General features: G+C 71.6%; 22 protein-coding genes. 8 read left to right on the top strand and 14 right to left on the bottom strand.

Features of this window, described 5'->3' with window-relative positions:
* Positions 1–95 precede the first annotated feature (95 nt).
* Complete coding sequence (locus tag ABZ193_RS25700) at positions 96–1,316, bottom strand: amidohydrolase family protein (protein ID WP_020418772.1); 1,221 nt, start codon at positions 1,314–1,316, stop codon at positions 96–98.
* Complete coding sequence (locus ABZ193_RS25695) at positions 1,313–2,512, bottom strand: M20 family metallopeptidase (RefSeq protein WP_027935984.1); 1,200 nt, start codon at positions 2,510–2,512, stop codon at positions 1,313–1,315. Before ABZ193_RS25695 ends, ABZ193_RS25700 begins: the two co-directional genes overlap by 4 nt.
* Positions 2,513–2,908: 396 nt before the next feature.
* Here ABZ193_RS25695 and ABZ193_RS25690 point away from each other — a divergent pair, with 396 nt between their 5' ends.
* Positions 2,909–4,282, top strand: coding sequence for an MFS transporter (locus tag ABZ193_RS25690; RefSeq protein WP_354711769.1), 1,374 nt, complete (start codon positions 2,909–2,911; stop codon positions 4,280–4,282).
* Here ABZ193_RS25690 and hsaB read toward each other — a convergent pair.
* The 5 genes from hsaB to ABZ193_RS25665 all read right to left on the bottom strand — a co-directional run bounded on the left by hsaB (position 4,251) and on the right by ABZ193_RS25665 (position 9,360).
* Positions 4,251–4,781, bottom strand: coding sequence for a 3-hydroxy-9,10-secoandrosta-1,3,5(10)-triene-9,17-dione monooxygenase reductase subunit (gene hsaB / locus ABZ193_RS25685; protein ID WP_020418775.1), 531 nt, complete (start codon positions 4,779–4,781; stop codon positions 4,251–4,253). The two genes, ABZ193_RS25690 and hsaB, sit on opposite strands and share 32 nt — an antisense overlap.
* Positions 4,778–5,680 (bottom strand): iron-dependent extradiol dioxygenase HsaC, encoded by a 903-nt coding sequence (gene hsaC, locus ABZ193_RS25680; protein ID WP_027935034.1) that lies wholly within the window; start codon positions 5,678–5,680, stop codon positions 4,778–4,780. The genes hsaB and hsaC overlap by 4 nt, the downstream gene beginning before the upstream one ends.
* Before the next feature lies 1 nt (position 5,681).
* Complete coding sequence (gene hsaD, locus ABZ193_RS25675; protein ID WP_354711767.1) at positions 5,682–6,527, bottom strand: 4,5:9,10-diseco-3-hydroxy-5,9,17-trioxoandrosta-1(10),2-diene-4-oate hydrolase; 846 nt, start codon at positions 6,525–6,527, stop codon at positions 5,682–5,684.
* Position 6,528: 1 nt separating this feature from the next.
* Entirely contained in the window at positions 6,529–7,707 is a 1,179-nt protein-coding gene (hsaA, locus tag ABZ193_RS25670) for a 3-hydroxy-9,10-secoandrosta-1,3,5(10)-triene-9,17-dione monooxygenase oxygenase subunit (RefSeq protein WP_237338118.1), read from the bottom strand.
* A gap of 69 nt (positions 7,708–7,776) precedes the next feature.
* Positions 7,777–9,360: an FAD-binding protein gene (locus ABZ193_RS25665; protein WP_354711766.1), complete on the bottom strand. Its 1,584-nt coding sequence runs from the start codon at positions 9,358–9,360 to the stop codon at positions 7,777–7,779.
* A gap of 99 nt (positions 9,361–9,459) precedes the next feature.
* Here ABZ193_RS25665 and kstD point away from each other — a divergent pair, with 99 nt between their 5' ends.
* From kstD to ABZ193_RS25640, 5 genes are read left to right on the top strand one after another with little or no spacing between them, the layout of a single operon-like run.
* On the top strand, positions 9,460–11,127 hold the full coding sequence (kstD, locus tag ABZ193_RS25660) for a 3-oxosteroid 1-dehydrogenase (protein WP_354711765.1): 1,668 nt from the start codon (positions 9,460–9,462) through the stop codon (positions 11,125–11,127).
* Complete coding sequence (locus ABZ193_RS25655; protein ID WP_020418781.1) at positions 11,127–12,260, top strand: Rieske 2Fe-2S domain-containing protein; 1,134 nt, start codon at positions 11,127–11,129, stop codon at positions 12,258–12,260. The genes kstD and ABZ193_RS25655 overlap by 1 nt, the downstream gene beginning before the upstream one ends.
* Positions 12,257–12,523 (top strand): hypothetical protein, encoded by a 267-nt coding sequence (locus ABZ193_RS25650; protein ID WP_020418782.1) that lies wholly within the window; start codon positions 12,257–12,259, stop codon positions 12,521–12,523. Before ABZ193_RS25655 ends, ABZ193_RS25650 begins: the two co-directional genes overlap by 4 nt.
* The gene (locus tag ABZ193_RS25645; protein ID WP_354711764.1) at positions 12,513–13,535 is read left to right on the top strand and encodes a ferredoxin--NADP reductase; all 1,023 of its coding nucleotides are present in this window, start codon (positions 12,513–12,515) and stop codon (positions 13,533–13,535) included. Before ABZ193_RS25650 ends, ABZ193_RS25645 begins: the two co-directional genes overlap by 11 nt.
* A gap of 11 nt (positions 13,536–13,546) precedes the next feature.
* Positions 13,547–14,404, top strand: coding sequence for a MaoC/PaaZ C-terminal domain-containing protein (locus tag ABZ193_RS25640; RefSeq protein ID WP_354711763.1), 858 nt, complete (start codon positions 13,547–13,549; stop codon positions 14,402–14,404).
* Here the strand turns inward: ABZ193_RS25640 and ABZ193_RS25635 are convergent.
* Positions 14,391–14,960: a DUF5134 domain-containing protein gene (locus tag ABZ193_RS25635; RefSeq protein ID WP_020418785.1), complete on the bottom strand. Its 570-nt coding sequence runs from the start codon at positions 14,958–14,960 to the stop codon at positions 14,391–14,393. The genes ABZ193_RS25640 and ABZ193_RS25635 overlap by 14 nt on opposite strands.
* Before the next feature lie 88 nt (positions 14,961–15,048).
* Here ABZ193_RS25635 and ABZ193_RS25630 point away from each other — a divergent pair, with 88 nt between their 5' ends.
* Complete coding sequence (locus tag ABZ193_RS25630; protein ID WP_354711761.1) at positions 15,049–15,456, top strand: hypothetical protein; 408 nt, start codon at positions 15,049–15,051, stop codon at positions 15,454–15,456.
* A 94-nt stretch (positions 15,457–15,550) separates the two neighbouring features.
* The gene (locus ABZ193_RS25625; protein ID WP_354711759.1) at positions 15,551–15,778 is read left to right on the top strand and encodes a hypothetical protein; all 228 of its coding nucleotides are present in this window, start codon (positions 15,551–15,553) and stop codon (positions 15,776–15,778) included.
* 169 nt (positions 15,779–15,947) lie between these two features.
* Here ABZ193_RS25625 and ABZ193_RS25620 read toward each other — a convergent pair whose 3' ends face one another.
* From ABZ193_RS25620 to ABZ193_RS25595, 6 genes are read right to left on the bottom strand one after another with little or no spacing between them, the layout of a single operon-like run.
* Positions 15,948–17,117 (bottom strand): lipid-transfer protein, encoded by a 1,170-nt coding sequence (locus tag ABZ193_RS25620; RefSeq protein ID WP_354711758.1) that lies wholly within the window; start codon positions 17,115–17,117, stop codon positions 15,948–15,950.
* Positions 17,114–17,500: a MaoC family dehydratase gene (locus ABZ193_RS25615; protein ID WP_354711757.1), complete on the bottom strand. Its 387-nt coding sequence runs from the start codon at positions 17,498–17,500 to the stop codon at positions 17,114–17,116. Before ABZ193_RS25615 ends, ABZ193_RS25620 begins: the two co-directional genes overlap by 4 nt.
* Positions 17,497–18,363, bottom strand: a complete 867-nt coding sequence (locus ABZ193_RS25610) for an OB-fold domain-containing protein (protein ID WP_354711756.1) — start codon at positions 18,361–18,363, stop codon at positions 17,497–17,499. Before ABZ193_RS25610 ends, ABZ193_RS25615 begins: the two co-directional genes overlap by 4 nt.
* The gene (locus ABZ193_RS25605; protein WP_354711754.1) at positions 18,360–19,502 is read right to left on the bottom strand and encodes an acyl-CoA dehydrogenase family protein; all 1,143 of its coding nucleotides are present in this window, start codon (positions 19,500–19,502) and stop codon (positions 18,360–18,362) included. The genes ABZ193_RS25610 and ABZ193_RS25605 overlap by 4 nt, the downstream gene beginning before the upstream one ends.
* Positions 19,502–20,524, bottom strand: coding sequence for an acyl-CoA dehydrogenase family protein (locus ABZ193_RS25600; protein ID WP_354711753.1), 1,023 nt, complete (start codon positions 20,522–20,524; stop codon positions 19,502–19,504). The genes ABZ193_RS25605 and ABZ193_RS25600 overlap by 1 nt, the downstream gene beginning before the upstream one ends.
* Before the next feature lie 57 nt (positions 20,525–20,581).
* Positions 20,582–21,979, bottom strand: a complete 1,398-nt coding sequence (locus tag ABZ193_RS25595; RefSeq protein ID WP_027935986.1) for a wax ester/triacylglycerol synthase family O-acyltransferase — start codon at positions 21,977–21,979, stop codon at positions 20,582–20,584.
* Positions 21,980–22,012: the final 33 nt, after the last annotated feature.

Genomic DNA, 22,012 nt, shown 5'->3' with positions numbered 1-22,012 from the left:
CCGGTGCTCCGGCGCTTACCTCCCCCTCGGGCGCTGGAGCGAGGCCCCCGGGCCGCGCCTTCCTCCCCCAGTTTCGGCGCGGCCCGGGGGTCTTCTCACTTCTGCGAGCCGGGCGCGACCACGCGCACGCCGTCCTGCCACACCTCGCGGATTCGCCCCGGCAACGCGGCCAGGTCGTAGGCGTCGCCGGACACGACCACCAGGTCCGCGCGGAAACCCGGCTCCAGCCTGCCCAGCGAGTCGCCGAACCCGAGCAGCTCCGCGGCCGACGACGTGGACGCGGCGAGCACCTCGCCGGGGCTCATGCCTGCCGCCTGCATCAACGGCAGCTCTTCGAGGTTCGTGCCGTGCGGGCCGACGCCACTGTCGGTGCCCATCGCGATCTTCACCCCGGCTTCGACCGCGCGGCGCATCGACGACGCGTGCACCTCCGCCACGTCCTCGGCCTTGCGGATCATCTCGTCGGTCAGCGCCGCGCCAGCCCTGGCCGCGCGGATGACCGCGATCGGCGCGATCAGCGTCGGCACCAGCCACGTGCCGTGCGCGAGCATCAGTTCGATGGCCTCGTCGTCGAGGTAGATGCCGTGCTCGATGGACCGGATCCCGGCCCGCACCGCGTTCTTGATGCCCTCGGTGCCCTGCGCGTGCGCCATCACCGCCTTGCCCTGCATGGCGGCCTCGGCGACCAGGACGTCCAGCTCGGCCGGGGTGAACTGGGTGTGCCGCGGGTCGTCGCCGGGCGAGAGCACGCCGCCGGTCGTGCACACCTTGAGCACGTCGGCGCCCGCGCGCAGCAGCTCCCGCGCCGCCTTGCGCATCTCGTCCGGCCCGTCGACGACCGTGTGCGGGCGGCCGGGGTGCGGCAGCGTCAGCGGAACGCAGTGCCCCGAGGGCATCCAGTCGTCGCCGTGCCCGCCGGTCTGGCTGATGATGCCGATCGAGATCTCCAGCCGCGGGCCGCTGATCAGCCCGTCCGCCTGTGCCTTCTTGATGCCGAGGTCGGCGCCGCCCGCGTCGCGCACGGTGGTGATGCCCAGTTCGAGGGTGCTGCGCAGGTTCCGCGCCGCCTCGTAGAACTGGTAGGAAAACGGTTTCTGGAACAGCTTGATCAGGCTGATGTCGGACACCGTGACGTGCACGTGGCAGTCGAACAGCCCGGGCAGCAGCGTGGTGCCCGCGCAGTCGACGACCTCGTCGCCGTCCAGGCCGGTGCCGATCGCGGCGATGCGGCCGTCCTCGACCACCACGTCCGCGTCGAACGGGTCGCTGCCGGTGCCGTCGAAGACGCGGCCGCCTGCGAACAGGATGCGGGTCATGCGCGCGCTCCGCTCAACCGCCGCGCGGCCAGCGACGCGAGCAGCGCCGCGCCGTCGGCGACCACGCTGTCGTCGAACGATGCCTCCGGGGAATGGTTGTACGGCGCGGAGTCGGGGTCGTCGGCGAAGGTCGCCCCGAGGAACACGAACGCGCCGGGGACCCGGTCGAGCACGCGGGAGAAGTCCTCCGAGCCGGTGACCGGATCCGGCGCCTCCGTGAACCGCTCCTCGCCGAACACCTCGCGCACCGTCTCGGCGACGAACTCGTGGCCTGCCGGGTCGTTGACCGTGACCGGGTACTCGGGCGAGTAGGTGACCTCGGCTTCCAGGCCGTGGGCGGCCGCGATGTCCCGGCACAGCGGGACGGCCAGCTCCGCGACCCGCTCCCGCGCCTCCTTCGAGAAGCTGCGGATGGTGGCCTCGAAGCGGGCTTCCGGCGGGATGATGTTGCGCTGGGTGCCCGCGTGGAACGTGCCGACGGTGACCACGACCGGGTCGAACACGCTGAACCGGCGGGTGACCATCGTCTGCAGCGCCGTCACCATCTCGCACGCGGCGGGCACCGGGTCGAGCGCCACGTGCGGCCGGGACCCGTGCCCGCCCGCGCCGAGGACGCGGACGAACAACCCGTCGGCGGCGGCCATGATCGGGCCGGGGCGGGACACGAACCGGCCGCGCGGGATCATCGCCGACACCACGTGCAGCCCGTAGGCCTCGGCGACCGGGCGGCCCGCGGCGTCCAGGACGCCCTCGGCGATCATGTGCCCGGCGCCGTCGTGGCCCTCCTCGCCGGGCTGGAACATGAACACCACATCCCCGGCCAGGCGGTCCCGGTGCGCCGACAGCAGCCGCGCGGCGCCGACGAGGCCGGCGGTGTGCAGGTCGTGCCCGCACGCGTGCATGCGCCCCTCGTGCCGCGAACTGAAGGCGGCGCCGGTGTTCTCGGTGACCGGCAGCGCGTCCATGTCGCCGCGCAGCAGCACGACATCGCCGTCGCCGCCCTGCCCGCGCAGCACCGCGGTGACCGACGAGAGCCCGGTGCCGGTGCTGATCTCCAGGGGCAGCCCGTCGAGGGCCTGGAGAACCGTCTCCTGGGTGCGGGGCAGGTCGAGGCCGAGTTCGGGCACCTGGTGGAGCGCGCGCCGCAGTGCCACGAGGTCGTCGGACATCGCGTGCGCGTCTTGCCTGAGATCCATTCCGGAAGCGTAACCGGAACGCGGGGTCTGCCCCAGCCACGCGAACACGGCCTCGCCCGGGCGATACACCGTCCATCCCCGCGCGCCTGCCGCATCGCGATCTCGGGACCGGTCAGGTCGGCCGGCGCCGGGCCGATCGCGAGCGCGCCTGGGGCGAAACGCACCACCAGACCCGATTCCCGGGATTCGACGGTGCCGGTCATCCGATGGCCGATGAAACCGCACAGCGCATCGCGGTAGCCAGGTACGCCGAAGCGCGTGGTGATTTCGCCAGTGTGGACCACCGGCCACACGGAGACGGTGCGAGAAGGTACTCCGCCACGCGGTCATCCCGGCACTCCGGACGAATCCGGCAACCATTGTCAACATCGGCACACGGGGGATAACTTTCCGACCATGACCGCCCCGTCGTCGATGACCGTCCGGCTCGACCGGTTGCCCGTCACGCGCTTCCACCGCCTGCTCATCGCCGTCGTCGGGGTGGCGACCTTCTTCGACCTCTACGACCTCTTCCTCGCCAGCACCGTGAGCACCGTGCTGTCCAAGGAGTTCGGCGTGTCCGGCGCGGAAACCAAGCCGCTGCTGGCGTCGGCCTTCGTCGGCGCCTTCGTCGGCGCCGTGACGCTCGGCAGGCTCGCCGACCGCATCGGCAGGCGCCGGGCCTTCCTGCTCACCCTCAGCGTCTACTCGCTGTTCACGCTGCTCGGCGCGTTCTCCACGGACGTGTGGATGCTGGTGGTCTGCCGGTTCATCGCGGGCATCGGCATCGGCGCGGAACTGCCCCTCGCCGACGCCTACCTGGCCGACCTGCTGCCGGCGCACGCCCGCGGCAAGGCCACCGCCTGGGCCTACACCATCGGCTTCTGCGGCGTGCCCGCCGCCGGGTTCCTCGCGCGCGGCTTGGTCGGCGAGGCGCCGTTCGGCGTCGACGGCTGGCGCTGGCTCTTCGTGATCGGCGCGCTCGGCGCGGCGATCGTGTGGGTGCTTCGCACCGGTCTGCCCGAATCGCCCCGGTGGCTGATCGCGCACGGACGGCACGCCGAGGCCGAGGAAGTCGTGCAGCGCCTGGAAAAATCCGCGCGCACCACGCTCGACGTGCGACCGGCGAGCCACGAAGAAGCCCAGCCGCAACGGTTCCGCGCGCTGTTCCGCAAGCCGTGGCGCACGCGGACCGCCATGCTGTCCGCGTTCCAGGTCCTGCAGGTCTTCGGCTACTACGGCTTCGGCTCGCTGGTGCCGATCATCCTGACCGCCAAGGGGTTCGACGTCGCCCACTCGCTGACGTTCAGCGCGCTGTCGTTCCTGGGCTACCCGATCGGCTCCGCGCTGTCGATCCCGCTGATGGACCGCTTCCAGCGCAAGTGGCTCATCGTCGCGGCCGCGGCGGGCATGGCGGTCTTCGGGCTCGCCTTCGGCTATTCCACCGGCGGCGCGGCCATCGCGATCCTCGGCTTCTGCTACACCGCGGTCAGCAACGTGTTCTCCAACGCCTACCACGCCTACCAGGCGGAGATCTTCCCGACGAGCCTGCGCGCGTCCGCCGCCGGCTCGGCCTACTCACTGTCCCGCCTGGCGACCGCCGCGATGCCGTACCTGCTGCTGCCGCTGCTGGAAGCCAAGGGCGCGACCGCGGTGTTCGTGGTGGTCGCGCTGGCGATGGTGCTGCTCATCCTGATCACCGCGGTGTTCGGCCCGCACACCACCGGCCGGTCGGTCGACGAGATCGCCGGCGAGGCGGTCACAGCCAGTCGTCCGGGCCGGCCCAGCTGAGCACGTCCGCCTTGACCGGCGCCGCGCCGGTGTACTGGCCGCGGTAGAACAGCAGCGGCCGCCCGTTCGACGCCTCCCCCAGCGCCGTCACGCGCCCGACCACGACGAAGTGGTCGCCCGCCTCGAACACGGTCTCCACCGCGCAGTCCACCCAGGTCAGCGCGTCCTCCAGCACCGGGCAGCCGGACGGCGCGGGCTCCCACTCGACGGCCGCGAACTTGTCCGCGCCGCGCGCCCCGAACACCGCGCTGACCCGGTGCTGCCCCTCCGCCAGGACGTTGACCGCGAACCGCCCGCTGCGCTCGATCGCCGGCCACGTCCGCGATTTGCGGGCGGGGCAGAACAGCACCAGCGGCGGGTCCAGCGACAGCGCCGCGAACGACTGGCACGCGAACCCGGCTGGCTCGCCGTCGTCCATCGTGGTCACCACGGTGACCCCGGTGGCGAAGTGCCCGAGCACCTGGCGGAAGCGCGCCGGCTCGATCGCGGACGAGATCACTTCCGCATCCCGACACTGAAGTCGTGACCCCACAGGCTCACCGCCGTGCTCTCGCGCGCGATCCACGACTCGTCGTCGACCTGGCGGCCCTCGCACCCGAATTCGACGTCGAACCCGCCCGGCGTCTTCATGTAGAACGACAGCATCAGGTCGTTCACGTGCCGCCCCAGGGTCGCCGACATCGGCACGTTGCGCCGCTTCGCGCGGTCCAGCGCCAGCCCGACGTCGTCGGTGTTCTCCACCTCGACCATCAGGTGCACGATCCCGCTCGGCGTCGGCATCGGCAGGAACGCCAGGCTGTGGTGGCGCGGGTTGCAGCCGAAGAACCGCAGCCACGCCGGCGGCCCGTCGGCCGGGCGGCCGACCATCTGCGGCGGCAGGCGCATCGAGTCGCGCAGCCGGAAGCCGAGCACGTCGCGGTAGAACCGCAGCGCCGCGTCGTCGTCGTGGGTGGACAGCACCACGTGCCCGAGGCCCTGCTCGCCGGTGACGAACCGGTGCCCGTACGGGCTCACCACGCGCCGGTGCTCCAGCGCGACGCCGTGGAACACCTCCAGGGTGTTGCCGGACGGGTCGTCGAAGCTGATCAGCTCGGTGACGCGCCGCTCGGCCAGCACCTCGGCGCTGCCTTCCTTGTACGGCACGCCGTTGGCGTCCAGCCGCGCCCGCACCTCGTCCAGCTCGGCGGCGTTGGCGGCCTCCCAGCCGGCCACCGCGAGCCGATCGCTCTCCCCCGGCACGATCACCAGCCGTGCCGGGAAGTCGTCCATCCGCAGGTAGAGCGCGTCCGGGTGGGAGCCCTTGCCCTCGACCATGCCGAGGACCTTGAGCCCGTACTCGCGCCAGGCGGCCATGTCGGTCGCCTCGATGCGCAGGTACGCCAGCGAGCGGATGCCCATCTCATTCACCTCGCAGGAAGTCGAGGGCCAGGCGGTTGAACTCGTCGAACTTCTCGACCTGGGCCCAGTGTCCACACCGGCCGAACACGTGCAGCTGCGCGCGCGGGATCGTCTTGAGCGCGAGCAGCGCGCCGTCGAGCGGGTTGACGCGGTCCTCGCGGCCCCAGATCAGCAACACGCGTTGCCGCAGCTTGTATGCGTCGCGCCAGAGCATGCCCTGCTCGTAGTCGGCCCCGGCGAAGGACGCGCCCATCGCGCGCATCGCCGCGAGCGACTCGGGCGTGCTCGCGTTGGCGTAGCGTTCCTCGACCAGCTCGTCGGTGATCAGCGCCGGGTCGAACACCATGAGCCGCAGGAACGCCGCGAGCTTCTCCTTGCTGGGCCCCGGCGGCGCGGCGAACCGGCCGAGCGCCTTGACCCCCTCGGTGGGGTCCGGCGCGAACAGGTTGGTGCTCAGCCCGCCCGGCCCCATCAGCACGAGCCGCCCGGCGCGATCCGGGTGGTCCAGCGCGAGCCGGACCGCGGCGCCGCCGCCGAGCGAGTTGCCGACCAGGTGCGCCTTGCCGACCCCCAGCGCGTCGAGCAGGCCGACGACCGCGGTCGAGCTGTGCGTGAAGTACTGCGGGTGCTCGGTCGGTTTGTCCGACTTGCCGAACCCGGGCTGGTCGACCGCGAGGACGCGGTAGGACTGGGCGAACACCTCGATGTTGCGGGAGAAGTTGCTCCACGCCGAGGCGCCCGGCCCGCCGCCGTGCAGCATCACCACGGTTTCCGCGTGCTCGGCGCCGGCTTCGTGGTAGTGCAGCCGCAGGCCCCCGCCGACCTCGGCGTACTTGCCCTCGGTCACGTCACACCATCGCATTCTCGACGGGCACGCCGAATTCGCCGTTGCCGTACATGATGTAGGCGCGTTCCGGGTCGTTCGCCGCGTGCACGCGGCCGGCGTGCGCGTCGCGCCAGAACCGCTGGATCGGCGTGCCCCGCTTGAGCGCCCGGCCGCCGGAGTTCTCGAAGAGCCGGTCGACGGCGGCGATCGCGCGTTCCGTGCCGCGCACCTGGTCGCGCCGCACCCGCAGCCGCGTGGCGAACGGCAGCTTCTCGCCGCGGCACGCCAGCTGGTACAGCTCGTCGATGTTGCGGGTCAGCTGCAGCCACGCGGCGTCGATCTCGCTGGCCGCCTCGGCGACCCGCACCTTCGCGAAGGGGTCCTCTTTGGACTGCTCGCCCATGTAGGCGGCGCGCACCCGGTTGCGCTGGTGCTCCACGTGCGCCTCGTACGCGCCCTGCGCCATGCCGATGATCGGCGCGGTGATCGTCGACGGGTGCACGGATCCGTACGGCAGCTTGAACAACGGCCCCGGGTTGATCTGCTGCCCCGGGGTGCGGCACTTCGAGGTGGCCTGGAAGCTCAGCGCGCGGTGCGCCGGGACGAACGCGTCCTCGACGATGATGTCGTTGCTGCCGGTGCCGCTCAGGCCGACGGTGTCCCAGACGTCCTCGATCCGGTAGTCGCTGATCGGCAGCAGGTAGGTGCAGAAGTCGACCGGCTTGCCCTCGGCGTCGAAGGCGGGCGCGCCGAGGAACACCCAGGTCGCGTGGTCGCAGCCGGAGGAGAAGCTCCACCGGCCGGTCAGCCGGTACCCGCCGTCGACGACGGTGGCCTTGCCCATCGGCGCGTAGGACGACGAGATGCGCACGTCGACGTCCTCGCCCCACACGTCCTGCTGCGCCTGCGGCTCGAACAGCCCGAGGTGCCACGGGTGCACCCCGAGGATCGAGGCGACCCAGCCGGTGGACCCGCACGCGCTCGCCAGCAGCTTCACCGCGGTGTAGAAGGTCACCGGGTCGGCCTCGTAGCCACCGAAGGTCTTCGGCTGCAGCAGCTTGAAGAACCCGGTCTCCTGCAGCGATTTGATCGACTCGTCCGGAATGCGCCGCGCGTCCTCGGTCTCCTGGGCCCGCTCCCGCAGGACGGGAAGCAGTTCCCGGACCCCGGCCAGCACCCCGCGACCATCCTGATCGGTCATCTGCACGCCCCGTCCGTCATGTCTTTTCTCGGTCACCAGCAAGACTAGAACACGTTCTCGTTTTTGTCATCAGTCGGGCCGTCGAGCTGCGGAAATTCCCGCTCTGCGGCCGGAAAACACGCAGTCGGCGAGCGATAGCCCGCTCACATAGGACCTGGAACAGATTCCCACCGCGGACCGGCCCGCCGCGTACAGCCCGGCGATGCCGGCGCCGTCGGCGCCCCGTACCTGGCCGGTCGACTCGTCCACCACGAGCCCGCCGAGCGTGAGCATCGGGCACGGGAAACCCAGGCTGGGCTTGATGGAGACGTCGATCAGCGAGAACGGCGCCGTCCGCACCGGCCGCACGTACTCGGCCGGCTTGCCCGCCGGGTCCGCGGCGCCTGAATCCGCGGCTGCGTTGTAGGCCTCGACGGTGGCGGCCAGCCCGGCCGGGTCGACCCCGGCCTTGCGCGCCACCTCCTCCAGGGTCGCCGCGGACACCCGGCCGCGTTGCAGCAGGTAGCGGGCCTGCAGCCACTGGAACCACTGGCTCTCCCGCCGCGCGGTGCGGCGCGCCTCGGCGATCGTCTCGGCGTCGGCGAGCAACCAGCCCTTGCCGTCGTGCTTGCCGATCATCACCTCGCCGACCGCGGCGCCGTAGCGGGACTCGTCGATGATCCGCCGCCCGGCCTGGTCGACCAGGACACCCTTGAGCATCGCGCTGGGCGGCGTGACGAACCGCCACGCCGAGATCCGGTGCATCTCGCCGGTCGCCGCGCCCACCGCGGTGCCGAGCCCGATGCCGGACCCGTCGTCGGCGATCGTGCCCAGCGCCAGCCCGCCGCGGTAGGCCGGGGCGTGCTCACGCACCAGCGCGCGGTTGAAGATGAACCCGCCCGCCGCGATCACGACCCCGCGCCGGGCGGTGAGTTCCACCTCGCGCGCGTACCGGCGCTCCAGCCGCTCGATCCGGTGCTGCAGCGCCTTACGCACGCTCGGCACGTAGATCCCGGGCTTCGCGGCATACCGCGCCATGCGGGCGTGCGCGGCGCGGACCCGGGCGGGCGCGTCGCGCATCGTGCGGACCCGGACGCCGGTCACGACGCCGTTCTCGACGATCAGCGACTCGGCACGGGTGCCGGGCAGGACGCGCACTCCGCGGTCGCGTGCCGCCTGCGCGAGCCGGGCGAACAGCAGCTTGCCCGACGTGCCCGGCCCCTTCGTGCGGTGCCCGCGCGCGGCCGGTTTGGCCAGCTCGCGGAACCCGCCCGCGGACTCGCTGCCCGAGTAGTACAGGTAGTAGTCGTCGTTGGGGTAGGACGTCTTGTACGGGCACAGACTGCCCTCGAACGGCACGCCGTTGCGCTCCAGCCACTCGATCATCGCCGGGCTGGAGTCGCAGAAGCGCCGCAGCGTCTCCTCCGACACCGCCTCGCCGACCTCGAGCCGCAGGTAGTCGTACATCGCGTCGGCCGAGTCGTCGACCCCGGCCTCCCGCTGCTGGGCGGTGCCCCCGCCCGCGTAGACGATGCCGCCGCTCAGCGCGGTCGCCCCGCCACCGCCGAAGCGGTCCAGCACGAGCACGTCCGCGCCCGCGTCGGCGGCCTCGATCGCCGCGCAGGCGCCCGCCGCCCCGAACCCGATCACGATCACATCCGCCGTCTGGTTCACACCCGCTACCCTAGAACTGAAACACGTTCTCGTCTATCGTGACGGACGAGGCGGCGAACAGGCGCGCAGCGAAGTGGAACACGTTCCAGCGGAGGTGGCATGACCGACGAGTTCGACGTCGTGGTGGTGGGCAGCGGCGCCGCCGGCATGACCGCCGCCCTCGCGGCCGCCGACGCCGGCCTCTCCGTCGTGGTGATCGAGAAGGCCGCCAAGTTCGGCGGGTCCACGGCCCGATCGGGTGGCGGGGTGTGGATCCCGGGCAACGAGGCGTTGCGCGCGGCCGGTGTCGAGGACACGCCGGAGGCGGCGCGGGCCTACCTCGACGCCATTGTCGGCGACGTCGTGCCGGCCGAGCTGCGTCAGGCCTTCCTCGACCACGGCCCCGAGGTGGTGTCGTTCGTGCACCGGGTCACGCCGCTGCGGCTGCAGTGGGTGCCCGGCTACTCCGACTACCACCCCGAAGCCCCCGGCGGGCGGGCCGGCGGCCGGTCGGTCGAGCCGAAGCCGTTCGACGGCAAGCTGCTCGGCGACGAACTCCACAACCTGGAACCGCCGTACAGCGGCGCGCCGCTCGGTGTGCCGATCACCCAGGCGGACTACCGCTGGCTGAGCCTGCTCGCCCGCCACCCCAAGGGCGCGCTGCGGGTCCTGCGCATCGGCGGGCGCTGGCTCGCCGGGCTGGCGCGCGGCAAGCGGCTGCTGTCGATGGGCCAGGCCCTGGCCGCCGGGCTGCGGGCCGGGCTGCTCCGCGCGGGCGTGCCGGTGTGGCTGGACACCCCGCTGACCGACCTGGTGACCGAGGACGAGCGGGTCACCGGAGTGGTGGTCCGGCGGGACGGGCGGGAGGAGACCGTGCGGGCGCGCCTGGGGGTCGTGCTCGCCGCGGGCGGGTTCGAGCACAACGAGGAGATGCGCGCGAAGTACCAGCGCAGTCCCATCGGCACCGAGTGGACCGTGGGCGCGAAGGCCAACACCGGCGACGCGATCCTGGCCGGGCTCAAGCTCGGCGCGTCGGTGGCCCTGATGGACGACGCCTGGTGGGGCCCGACGATCCCGCTGACCGGCGGGCCGTGGTTCGCGCTAGCCGAACGGTCCCGGCCGGGCTGCATCCTGGTCAACGCGCGCGGCGAGCGGTTCGTCAACGAGTCCGCGCCCTACGTCGAAGCCGTGCACGCGATGTACGGGCCGGGCGACGGGCCCGGTGAGAACATCCCCACCTGGCTGGTGTTCGACCAGCGCTACCGCGACCGGTACATGTTCACCGGGGTCGGGCCGCGGCAGAAGCTGCCCGGCCGCTGGTTCAAGGCCGGGATCGTGGCCAAGGCGGCCACGCTGGGGGAACTGGCCGCCCGCATCGAGGTGCCGACCGCGGCGCTGGAAGCCACCGTCGAGCGGTTCAACGGCTTCGCCCGGCGCGGTGTCGACGAGGACTTCCAGCGCGGGCGGAGCGCCTACGACCACTACTACGGCGACCCCCGCCACAAGCCGAACCCGAGCCTCGGCCCGCTCGACAAGGCCCCGTTCTACGCGGTCAAGATCGTGCCCGGTGACCTGGGCACGAAGGGCGGGCTGCGCACCGACACCCACGCCCGCGTGCTGCGCGAGGACGGGTCGGTGATCCCCGGGTTGTACGCGGCCGGGAACACCAGCGCCGCGGTCATGGGACACACCTACGCCGGGCCGGGCGCCACGATCGGGCCGGCGATGGTCTTCGGGTTCCTTGCCTCACGCCACCTGGCCACCCAGAATCGCACTGGAGGTCGATGATGACTGAAGTCCGCACGATCGACGCGGGTGCGCCGCCGGCGCGGTTCGCGCGCGGCTGGCACTGCCTGGGGCTGGCCGAGACGTTCCGCGACGGGAAACCGCACGCCGTCAACGCGTTCGGCACCAAGCTCGTGGTGTTCGCGGGCGAGGACGGCAAGCTCAACGTCCTGGACGCCTACTGCCGCCACATGGGCGGCGACCTGAGCCAGGGCAGCGTCAAGGGCAACGAGGTGGCCTGCCCGTTCCACGACTGGCGCTGGGGCGGCAACGGCAAGTGCGTGTCGATCCCCTACGCCAAACGGGTTCCGCTGCGTGCCCGCACCCGGTCGTGGATCACGCTGGAGGAGAACAAGCAGCTGTTCGTGTGGCACGACCCGCAGGGCAACCCGCCGCCGCCGGACGTCGTGATCCCGCGCATCGACGGCATCTTCAGCGGCGAGTGGAGCAACTGGACCTGGGACTCGGTGCTGATCGAGGGGTCCAACTGCCGCGAGATCATCGACAACATGGTCGACATGGCCCACTTCTTCTACATCCACTACGCGTTCCCGACCTACTTCAAGAACGTGTTCGAGGGCCACATCGCCACGCAGTACCTCAACACCAAGGGCCGGCCGGACGTCGGGATGGCGTCCAACTACGGCGGCGAGGACAACCTGCTGCGCTCGGAGGCCTCGTACTTCGGGCCGTCGTACATGATCAACACGCTGCTGAACACGTACAAGGGCTTCGAGATCGAGAACGTGCTGATCAACTGCCACTACCCGGTGACGCCGACCTCGTTCGTGCTGCAGTGGGGGGTCAGCGTGAAGAAGCTGCCGGGCGTGTCGGACGAGCAGGCGGACAAGATCGCCGGCAAGTTCGCCAAGAGCATCGGCGTGGGTTTCCTGCAGGACGTGGAGATCTGGAAGAACAAGACCCGCATCGACAACCCGCTGCTGTGCGAGGAGGACGGCCCGGTCTACCAGCTGCGCCGCTGGTACGAGCAGTTCTACGTGGACGTCGAGGACGTCACCGAGGACATGACGCGGCGCTTCGAGTTCGAGGTGGACACCACCAAGGCCAACGAGGTGTGGGCGCGGGAGGTGGCCGAGAACCTGGCCCGGCAGCAGGAGGCGGGGGTCGCGGGATGACCACCGCCGAGCGCACCGAGTTCCTGGCCGGCGGCCTGCGGCCGCACGCGTGCGCGTCGTGCGGCACGCGGGTGCTGGTGAAGAAGAACAGCGTCAAGCACACCAGCATCCAGTGGACGACCGACGCGGGCAGCTGCCCGGTGTTCGCGCAGGAGGTGGCCGAGGGGCGCAACACCGCGCTGCTGGACACCTGCCCGAAGCTGGTGGACAGCATCGACGCGGCGGTGCGGGACGGGGAGTTCGGGGTTCTCGATGCCGGATAGCTACACCCTGACCGTCGCCGAGGTGATCGCGGAAACGGCCGAGGCGTCGTCGATCGTGTTCGACGTGCCCGCCGAGCACGCTTCGACGTTCGCGTACCGGCCGGGGCAGTTCCTGACGTTGCGCGCGGGCGAGGCGGCGCGGTGCTACTCGTTGTCCAGCGCACCGCACGAGGGCTCGCGGCTCAAGGTGACGGTGAAGCGCACCGAGGGCGGGTACGGGTCGAACTGGTTGTGTGACAACGTCTCTGCTGGTTCCACTGTGGACGTCCTGGCCCCGGCGGGGGTGTTCACGCCCGAATCGCTGGACGCCGACCTGCTGTTGATGGCCGGCGGCAGCGGCATCACGCCGGTGATGTCGATCCTGAAGTCCGCGCTGGCCTCCGGCGGCGGTCGGATCGTGCTGGTCTACGCCAACCGCGACGAGTCGTCGGTGATCTTCGCGTCCGAGCTGGCCGCGCTGGCACGGGAGCACCCGGAGCGGCTGGTGCTGGTGCACTGGCTGGAAAGCGTGCAGGGTTTGCCGTCGGTGACGCAGCTGCGTGAGCTGGTCCGGCCGTACGCGGAGTTCGAGGCGTTCCTGTGCGGGCCCGAGGCGTTCATGGCGGCCGGGAAGCAGGCGTTGAAGGACCTCGGGGCGCCGCGCAAGCGGATCCACCTGGAGCGGTTCGTGTCGCTGGGTGGGAACCCGTTCGAGGACGCCGAAGACGAGGCAGCCGCAGTGCCTTCTCAGGAGGCCGGGACGACGGCCTTGTCGGTGGATCTGGACGGGTCGCAGCACTCGTTCACCTGGCCGCGGCAGGAGAAGCTGCTGGACTTCCTGCTGGCCCGCGGGCTGGACGCGCCGTACTCGTGCCGCGAGGGGCAGTGCAGCGCGTGTGCGTGCCGGATCGTCTCCGGCGAGGTGAAGATGCTGAACAACGAGGTCCTGGATTCCGAGGACATCGCCGACGGCATCGTGCTGGCGTGCCAGTCGGTACCGTTGACCGACGAGGTGTCGGTCACCTACGAGTAGGAGTTGCCGCGTTGCCCATCGATCCCGACGTCGCCATCGGTGCCGAGCTCGACGAGCTGACGTTCGCCTGGACGCCGTCCGACGTGCTGCTCTACCACCTGGCCCTGGGCGCGGGCGCCCGGCCGGCCGACCCGCGGGAGCTGCGCTACACCTACGAACGGGACCTGCGGGTGCTGCCGACGTTCGCGACGGTGGCGGCGAACCTGCGCATCTACGAGCCGCCCGCCGTGTCGTTCCCGGGCATCGAGGTCGATCTGGCGAAGGTGGTGCACGGGACGCAGGCGGTGACCGTGCACCGGCCGATCCCGGTCGAGGGCAAGGCGGTCGCGCGGACGCGGATCGTGGACGTGCTGGACAAGGGCACGGCGGCGGTGATCGTCAACGAGACGTCGGTGGTGTCGACGGACGGGGCGCCGTTGTGGACGGCGCGGTCGAGCATCTTCGCCCGCGGCGAGGGCGGGTTCGGCGGTTCGCGGGGTTCTTCTGCGCGGGTGGAACCGCCGGAGCGCGAGCCGGACGCGGTGATCGACACGCCGACCTTGCCGCAGCAGGCGCTGATCTACCGGCTGTGCGGCGACCGGAACCCGCTGCACATCGACCCGGAGTTCGCCCGGTCGGCGGGGTTCGAGGCGCCGATCCTGCACGGGCTGTGCACGTACGGGATGGTCGCCAAGGCCGTCACGGACGCCCTGCTGGACGCCGACGTCACGCGGGTGGGTTCGTTCTCCGCGCGGTTCGCGGGGATCGTGCTGCCCGGAGAGACGCTGCGGACGCGGGTGTGGCGTACGGACGAGGGCCTGGCGCTGACGACGACGGCCGTGGAGCGGGACGCGCCGGTACTGGCGGACGCGCTGCTCACAAGCCGCTGACCAGCATGTAGGCCATGCCGACGCCCATCAGGGCGCGGCAGACCTGGCGGACCGCGCGGTGGTCGCGCAGGCTTTCGGTGCGGGCCCAGCGCGCGCCGAGGATGCCGGAGCGGACGCTGTCGACGGCGAAGTAGCCGATGGCGGCCAGCGCCAGCACGGGCCAGGCGAGCTGGCCGGGTGTCATCGCCATCCAGGGGCCGTCACCGTGGCCCGGCATCGCGGTGATCATGTACAGCATCGCCGCGGCGGACACCAGGTGGTGCACGGCGCAGCACCGCCGCCCCCGCAACGCGGCGACGAGGAACCACCCGGCCGTCAGGACCAGGATCGCCTGCCACCCCGCTGCCGGGATGGGCCCCCCGAGCGGTGAGACCATCGCGAGCATCGCCAGGACCATCAGCAACTCGGCGACGTCCTGCTGGCGGGTGTCCGGGGTGGTCGTGAGGGCGTCCAGGCGCACCAGCCGGACCACGCTGGGCACGGCGAGCAGCGCGAACGCCACCGTCAGGCTCCACGCAACCAGGACCGGTATCTGCACGTCCTCAAGTTCGCCCATGAACGCCAGGTGCGCTAGAGGTCATCGAGGTGAATTCCACACCGCGAGACGGCGCAACCGGTGACGGCCCCGGCCGGACGGGAGGCCAGTGGAGGACGACGCCGCAACCGAAATCCTGCGAGGCTGCCTGCACACGTTCCTCTACGCCGTAACCGGATTCGCCTGGTTCCTCGCGGCCCATCAGGCCGTGTGGTGGTACTCGCGAGCGTGCGGCCCCAGCGGCATGGCCCCATTCCCCGGCATCCCGGTTGCGTTGATCATCGACCTGGTGGTCTTGGCCCTGGCCGCCCGTTTGGTGCACCGGCTGCACCGGCGGTTGTGGCCGCGCCTGCGCTGGTGGACGCCCGTGCTGCTGGTGGGGGTGGTCCTGCTGGTCACCTGGCTCTACTGGGTGGTCAACATCCCCATGTTCGTCGATCCCTACAGCCCCAAGATGTCCTGCTGGTCCGAGCACCCGAACGGCTGGCCCGATTGGATCCCGGTGCCCGTCCACTGAAACGAGACGCCCAACCGGCGGCGACGCGCAAGGGGGAGACCAGGTGGAGCCTGCCGACAGGGCCCGCGGAAGCGCGGGAGGGTGCCTTCGCGCGGTGCTCTATGCCCTCATCGGGTTCGCGTGGTTCTTCGCGGCGCAGAACGCCGTGTGGTGGTACTCGCGGGCATTCCACATCCCCCACGGCCCCGGCCCGGACCTCCGCATCTTGGCGATGCTGCTCGCCGGCTGGCCGGCCGTGATGCTGGCCGTGTACGGGGTGCACCGCCTGCACCAGCGGTTGTGGCCACGCTGGCCCGCCTGGATTCCGGTCCCCGGGTACTGAAAATCGCCGGTGTTTCGGCCCCTCTGTGACGGGAACCACACAGAGTAGGCGACGTCAGGAAAGGACGAAGGACGATGCCGGCCACCGAACCGATCACCGACCAATCCGTCATCGAAGACACCCTCGACACCACCGACCTGGTGGACGACGAGAGCCACCTCATCCGCGGCTACGACTGAGCCAGCACCAGCCCGCTGGTCGGCACGCCGGTACCGGCCGTCACCAGCACGTGCGACACCGTCGGCACCTGGTTGCACGACGTGCCGCGGATCTGGCGGACCCCCTCGGCGATGCCGTTCATCCCGTGGATGTACGCCTCGCCGAGCTGCCCGCCGTGCGGGTTCAGCGGCAGCGAGCCGTCCAGTTCGAGCGCTCCGGACGCCACGAAACCGGGCGCCTCGCCGCGGCCGCAGAACCCCAGCTCCTCCAACTGCATCAGCACGTACGGCGTGAAGTGGTCGTAGAGCACCGCGACGTCCATGTCGGATGGGCCCGCCCCGGCCTGCGCCCACAGCTGCCGCGCGACCACGCCCATCTCCGGCAGGCCCGCGAGCTCGTCCCGGTAGTAGCTGGTCATGATGTACTGGTCCGGCCCGCTCCCCTGCGCCGCCGCGGCGATCACCGCGGGCGGGTGGCGCAGGTCGCGGGCCCGCGCGGCACTCGTGATCACCAGCGCGACCCCGCCGTCGGACTCCTGGCAGCAGTCCAGCAACCGCAGCGGTTCGGCGATCCACCGCGACGCCTGGTGCTCCGCCAGCGTGATCGGCTTGCCGTGGAACCACGCCGCCGGGTTCGTCGCCGCGTGCTTGCGGTCCAGCACCGCCACCCGGCCGAAGTCCTCGGTCGACGCGCCGTACTCGTGCAAGTAACGCTGCGCCACCATCGCGACCGTGGCCGCCGGCGTGGCCAGCCCCATCGGATAGTGGAACGCGTTGTCCACCCCGGAGGAGTTCACCTGCCCCGCCGCCGCGGACGACACCTGCCCGAACCGGTGCCCGGACCGCTCGTTGAACGCCCGGTACGCCACCACCACCTCAGCCACCCCGGTCGCGACCGCCATCGCCGCCTGCTGGACCGTCGCTGCCGCCGCGCCGCCGCCGTAGTGCACCCGGCTGAAGAACGTCAGCTCCGGGATGCCCAGCTCCCGCGCCACCGCGATTTCGGCGTTGCCGTCCATCGTGAACGACACCAGGCCGTCCACATCGGACGGGCACAGTCCGGCGTCGTCCAGTGCCGCGCGCACCGCCTCGGCCGCCAGCCGCAGCTCGCTGCGTCCCGAGTCCTTCGAGAACTCCGTCGCGCCGATCCCGGCGATCGCCGCCTTGCCCGACAGTGTCATGCCGCCAGCTCCACGGTCACCGTCCCGCTCACGTGCGCCCCCAGCTGCCCGGTCCCGGTCACCTCGACGACCGCGACCCGCCCCTCCACCGACGCGACCCGCCCGGTGAACACCAACCGGTCTCCGGCGTAGCACGGCACGCCCAGCTTGATCTTGATCGACCGGACCAGCGCGTCCGGCCCCGCCCAGTCCGTCACGAACCGCTGCACCAGCCCGGTGTCGGTGAGGATGTTGAGGAAGATGTCCTTCGACCCGCGCGCGACCGCGGCGTCCCGGTCGTGGTGCACGTCCTGGAAGTCCCGCGTCGCCAGCGCGGTGCTGATCACGAACGTCGGCGTGACGTCGAAGACCAGCTCGGGCAGCTCGGTTCCGGCGACGGTCATCGCGCCACCCGCCAGGCCGGCAACGTCAGATCGTCGTCCACCTTCAGGAACGTCGCGGTCACCGGCAGTCCGATGTGGACCTCCGCGGGATCGGCCCCGACCAGTTCGCCCAGCATCCGCACCCCCTCCTCCAGCTCGACCAGCGCGATCACGAACGGCAGCTGCTTGCCCGGCACCGCGGGCCGGTGGTGCACCACGTAGCTGTAGACCGTGCCGCGCCCGCTCGCCACCACCCAGTCCGGCTTCGCGTCCAGGTCGCCGTCCGGCGGCATCGGCCCCGGCGGGTGCCGCAGCACTTCGCCCCAGCGCTGGATCCGCAGCTCGCCGGCCTTCGTGCCCTCCCAGAAGAACTCGGTGTCCCGGCTGATCACCGGCCGCAGCGCGCCCCGCGCGGAGGGCGGCGGGGCGAACTTCAACACCCGGAACAGCATGTCGGCGACCAGTTCGTCGCCGACATACCAGGACGTGCGGGTGGTGACGAACCAGCCCTCGCCCAGCGCGGTCCGCTTCGGCCCCACGACCGACTCCAGCGCCGTCGACGCCGACACGTGCTCGCCGACCCGCAGGTAGCGGTGGTAGGTCTGCTCGGAGTTCGTCGCGACCACCGACGTGTAGCCGGCCTCGTCGAGCACGGCCATCATCGCGCCCAGCGGGTCGTCCGCCGCGCGCTGCCCGTGCAGGCCGTTCATCGTCCACACCTGCACCATGGCCGGCGGCGCGACGCCCTCGGCGTAGCGCGGGTTGGCGTCGCCGATCGCCTCGACCCAGTTGTTGATCATCGCCTGGTTCACCGGATCACGGGCCGGGCGGCGCGACGACTCGCCCTGCGCGCGGATCCGTGCGGCCGCCTCTTCGACGCTCATCGCGGCACCCTCGGCAATCCCAGTCCGGCCGTCGCGATCAGCTCGCGCTGGATCTCGTTCACGCCACCCCCGAAAGTGAGCACGATGTTGCGCCGCGCCAGCACGTCCAGCCACTCGGCGAGCGCGGCGGTGCCCGGATCGGACAGATCCCCGTGCCGGGCCACGATCTCCTCCACCAGGCGCGCCACCCGCTGGATGCGGTCCGAGCCGAACACCTTGGTCGCCGAGGCGTCCGCGACGTCCAGCTCCGCGGCCGCGACCTGCCAGTTGAGCAGCTCGTTGATCCGCACCACGGCGAGCGTCTCGCCCAGCGCCCGGCGCACGTCGGGCTCGCCGAGCAGATCGCGCTCCACGGCCCAGGCCCGCACCCGGTCGTAGAGCCCGCCGATCCGCCCGGCCGGGCCGAGCATGACGCGCTCGTGGTTGAGCTGCGTGGTGATCAGCTTCCAGCCCTGGTTCTCCTCGCCCACCCGCATCGACACCGGGACCCGGACATCGGAGTAGTACGTGGCGTTGACGTGGTGCGCGCCGTCGCAGGTGATGATCGGCGTCCACGAGTAGCCGGGGTCGCCGGTGTCGACGATCAGGATCGAGATGCCCTTGTGCTTGGGCGCGTCCGGATCGGTGCGCACCGCAAGCCAGACGTAGTCGGCGTCGTGCCCGCCGGTCGTGAAGATCTTCTGCCCGTTGACCAGGTAGGAATCGCCGTCGCGGACCGCGGTGGTGCGCAGGGACGCGAGGTCGGTGCCCGCGTCGGGCTCGGTGTAGCCGATCGCGAAGTGCACCTCCCCGGCGAGGATCTTCGGCAGGAAGAACGCCTTCTGCTCGGGCGTGCCGTACTCCTGCAGGGTGGGCCCGACGGTCTGCAGCGTCACCGACGGCAGCTGCACGTCGGCGCGCGCGGCCTCGTCGGCGAAGATGTGCTGCTCCAGGTCGCCGAACCCGCCGCCGCCGTACTCCTCGGGCCAACCGACTGCGAGCCGCCCGTCGCTGCCCATGCGGCGCACGATGCGGCGGTAGACCTCGCCGTGCCGCTCGCGCAGCAGCGCCTGCCGCTCCTCCGGCGTGATCAGCCCGGCGAAGTACTCGCGCAGCTCATCCCGCAGTTTCCGTTGCGGCGCGGTCAGTTCGATGTGCATCAGGCCTCCACCAGGTCGCCGAGCCGGTCCAGCCGCTCGCTCGCGCCGCCGGTCAGCGCGGCGAGCTCCTTGACCAGTCCGTAGTGGCGGTGCAGCGGGTAGGTGATGTCGACGCCGAGACCGCCGTGCAGGTGGTGGCACACCGCGAGCGCCTTGGGCGCCTCCTCGGCGAGCCAGTACGCGGCGACCGCCAGGTCCTCGTCCGCGTCGAGCCCCTCGGCGAGCCGCCACACCGCGGACAACGCGGCCAGGTGCAGCGTGCGGGAGGCGATGTAGACGTCCGCGATCTGCTGCGCCACCGCCTGGAACGTCGCAAGTGGACGGCCGAACTGCTCGCGCTGCCGCACGTGCCCGGTGGTCAGCGCCAGCGCTCCGGCCACCGCGCCGTCGCCGAGCGCGACCGCGCCGGCGAGCGCGAACCGGCGCAGGTCCGCGAGCGAGCCGTCGCGCAGCAGGTCCGCCTCACCCACCCGGACGCCGGACAGGCGCAACGACGTGCCGTGCACCTCCGCGCCCTCGGCCCGCGGATCGACGAGGAACACGCCCGGTCCCCACGGCAGCGTCGCGGGCACGAGCACGCATCCGGCCTGCGCCAGCGACGGCACCAGGGTCTTCGTGCCGGTCAGCGCCCAGCCGCCGTCCACGGCGACGGCCTCGGTCGAGGGCTCCGCGGCGAACGGCCTGGACGGCTCGTGCGGCGCGGCGGTGACGACGACCTCGCCCGACGCGATCTCCGGCAGCCACCGCGCGCGCTGCTCCGGGCTGCCCATCCGGTTCAGCGGCAGCACCCCCAGCGCGAGTGCGGCGAGCGCGGGCACCTGCGCGCCCGCCCGGCCGACCTCGGTCAGCACCACCGCGACCTCGGCCGGGCCGAGCCCGTCCCCGCCCAGGTCCTCGGGCAGGGCGAGCGCGAGCAGCCCGGCCTTCGCGAGCGCCTGCCAGGCGTGCTCGGGGTCCCTGGCGAGGACGTCCGCGGTCAGCGCGGCGATCTCGGCCCGGGTCGCGTCCAGGGTGAAGTCCACACCGGCTCCTCGGCTACAAGACTGAAACCTGTTCTAGTCTTAGCCGAGGAGCCGCGTTCAGGCAAGGGCGGAGGCCGCGTCCAGCAGTTCCTTCATCTCGTCCCGCATCGCGTCGGCCAGCGCCCACAGATCTGGAACGAGTTCTCGCGCCGCGAGGAGCCCGATGTCGACCTTGCCGGCGTAGGACAGCACGGTCACGTTCAGCCCGGCGCCGTGGAACACCGGGCCGAGCGGGTAGAAGGCCGTCACCCGCGCGCCGACGAAGTACAGCGGCACCGGCGGGCCGGGCACGTTGGAGACGACCAGGTTGTGCACCACCGGGTGCTTGTCGGCCAGCCGCAGCGCCGCGTAGGCCCGCACCGCGAGCCCGAACAGGCCGGGCGCGGCGAACTGGGCCCAGTCCTGCAGCATGTCCGCGTCGATCTCGTGGTGGTGCTCCTTGGCCTGCCGGTTGCTCTCCGCGACCGCGTAGACCCGGGCGGCGGCCTCCGGCAGGTGGGTGGGCAGGGTCGCGAAGAACGCGGACACCTTGTTGTTGCTGTCGCCCTCCTGGCTGGTGCGGTCCAGCGTCGACACCGGGACGGTCGCCACCAGCGGGTCCTTCGGCAGCTCGCCGCGCGCGTCCAGGTAGCGGCGCAGCGCGCCCGCGCACAACGCCAGGACGACGTCGTTCACCTTCACCCCGAAGGCGTTCTTCACGGTCTTGACGTCGTCCAGCTCGACCGTGCTGTAGGCGATGGCGCGGACGCTGGAGATGGTGGAGTTGAACGAGGTGCGCGGCGCGGTGAACGGCACCGGCATGCCCTGGCGGCGCAGGGCGCGGCCGACCCAGCGGGGCGCCATGCTCGCCAGGCCGGGCAGCAGCTTCGCCAGCTCCACCGGCCGCCGCGCCAGCTCGCCGACGCTGGTCTTGAGCAGTTCGAGGTGCGAGGGCGGCGCGAGGTTGGGTTCGGGCTCGGGCAGCGGCGGAAGTTCACCCGGTTCGGTGCCTGCCAGGTAGGCGATCAGGTTCGCGCCGCCGACGCCGTCGACGGTCGCGTGGTGCATCTTGAACATCACCGCGACACCGTCGCCGGGCAGCCCCTCGATCACGTACAGCTCCCACAGCGGGCGGCCGCGGTTGAGCGGCTGGCCGGCGAAGTGGGCGCACAGCTCGGCCAGCGTCTCGCGGTCGCCCGGCGCGGGCACGGCGACGCGGTGCAGGTGGTGGTCGATGTCGAACGCCTCGTCCTCCACCCACACCGGGTGCAGGAAGTTCAGCGGCGAATTGTGCAGTTTCCGGCGGAACTCCGGGATCGCGGCGATGCGCTCGGCGAGCCGCCGCTTGAACTCGGGGAAGCGATATCCGCCCGGTATGGTCGATCCGTCCAGGGTGAGCAGCCCGCACACGTGCAGCACCTGCGAAGACGTTTCCAGGTACAGGAAACTGGCGTCGAGTCCAGACAGCGGTCGCACCCTCCCAGGGTAGGCGAAACTGACTACGATCAC

The organism is Amycolatopsis sp. NPDC006125, assembly GCF_040614195.1.
GTDB lineage: Bacteria > Actinomycetota > Actinomycetes > Mycobacteriales > Pseudonocardiaceae > Amycolatopsis_E > Amycolatopsis_E tucumanensis.
The sequence above is the reverse complement of the archived record's forward strand: the minus strand, read 5'-3'. Positions and strand labels throughout refer to the sequence as shown.